This is a genomic window from Hyphomonas sp. GM-8P (assembly GCF_003263315.1).
GTDB lineage: Bacteria > Pseudomonadota > Alphaproteobacteria > Caulobacterales > Hyphomonadaceae > Hyphomonas.
In genome coordinates, this window is record NZ_AWFE01000131.1 from 1 (window position 1) to 1,733 (window position 1,733).

Sequence of the window (1,733 nt, forward strand, 5' to 3'; positions counted from 1 at the left end):
AGGTCATACGGCAAGAGACGGGAACAAGGGGGCCGAAGACGGCTGCCGATGGAAGGGAGTAACCCACTCCCGCATGCGCTCTGATATGTCTCACGAGACCTTGAGACGGGCGATTTTTCGGCAGGCATTCTTATCGATTGAACCCCACTTCGCGCGCATCCGCATGCTTAAACCCGAATGTGAAAAGCCGCCCGATGCCAGGCACCGGACGGCTCGCACTCTGCCTGAGAGGAGGAGACGAAACTCAGGCAGCGTCTGCTTCGCAAGGCTCCACTTCGGGTTGGGTGTTGTCTTCATCCTCACCCTCGAACAGGCCCGCAATCCGGGTCCAAGCCTCGACCGTCGCGCAACCCGCTCCTTCGACAAGGCCGGTTGGCGGCACCTGCATCCAGCCGGGACGCCAGCCGGGATTGGCGGTGCAGTCCACGCCTTCGATCCGGTTCTGGATCAGCGCCTTCTGGACTTTTCCGCTCTCCTTGGTGACACTCTCCGCGACGCTTGGGGACGAAATGTCTGCTACCAACGCATTGATCGCCCGCTTGTCCCGCAGGAGGTCGAAGAAGGCATCGTCCGGCGACCAGTATCGGCCAAGATCGGTCCCACAGACATGCAGCACGGCCTCGACCACTGGCCCGCCCGCTTCCAGTGTTTCAGCCATCGTGAGGGCAAGGACCTTCATGACTTCTTCGTCCGACATGGCGAGCAGAGCGGAGAAGGTTTCGCAGAGCGAATAGGCATCGCCGTTCGAGCGCGGACGCATTGCGCCGAGCGCACTGAACATCGCCTCAACTCGCTCGGAAGCGGCATCGATTTCAGCCCACGCTGCGGAGCCCGACACGCTCTCATGCGTCTCGTTCTTGCGCGCCCCGCACACATGCGGACGGACATTCCAGAGGGATGATCCAGTCAGCGCGTGTGCTGCCATCAGGCGCAGCGCAATGGCGGGTGCGGCCAGCAGGCTGGCGGCGGCAGCGCCATGCCGGTGAAGGCCGACATATTCCGCCATCGGGCCGGACATTTCAGGTTTGATGTCTGTCTGTACACTGCCGTCTCCGTTAATGTCCTGACGCGACTTCTTGCGGGCCTCCGAAGCTGTCAGCCAGCCTTCATGGAACATCACCGTGCCATCTTGGCGCTGCTCCACGTAGACCTTGCCGCCCTTCTTCTTCGTGGTCTGGACGTATTCCCAGCGCTGGAAGTAGGTCCCTCGCTCGAGACAGACGACATCGGCCCAGCCACGGGCCAGGAGTTGCTCGATCCGCGCTGACACCTCTGCTGCCTGAGCAGTCCAGAAAGCCTCAGCGTCCGCAAAGACAGCGCGTTCTCCGAACAGGTCCGACGTCACCGCGCCGGTGTATTGGTCAAGCTCGAACAGGGCCTTGTCAGTGGTGATCGTGCTGCCGCCCGTTACCCATGCCTTGCAGGAGCGTCCGAACGGTGCACGTTCGGTTTCGCTGTTCCAGAGTTTCAGCCATTCCGCCTGTTGAGCAGGTGTCGCCAGCGTCAGCGCGCGGATCGTTTCTCGGTCGATTTCGTCCTCGGAATAGAGCTTTCGGATCGGCGCAGCGAGACCCGCAAGGGCGAGCACGCGCCGAACCAGAAGCTCAGTCACGCCGAAGAAGGTCGCGATGTCTTCAGGCGTTTTGCCTTCGTCAGCCAGTTTCCGGAACGCCACATATTGTTCCATCTCCGTGGCAGGCAGGCGGGCGACATTTTCGATGATGGACGCCTCG

The 1,733-nt window shown here is 61.7% G+C and carries 1 protein-coding gene; it reads right to left on the reverse strand.

The features are described 5' to 3' along the window. Positions 1–244: 244 nt before the first annotated feature. Positions 245–1,733, reverse strand: a 1,489-nt coding sequence (locus tag HY26_RS19100) for a partitioning protein (protein ID WP_112074263.1), incomplete at its 5' end; no start/stop codon positions are given.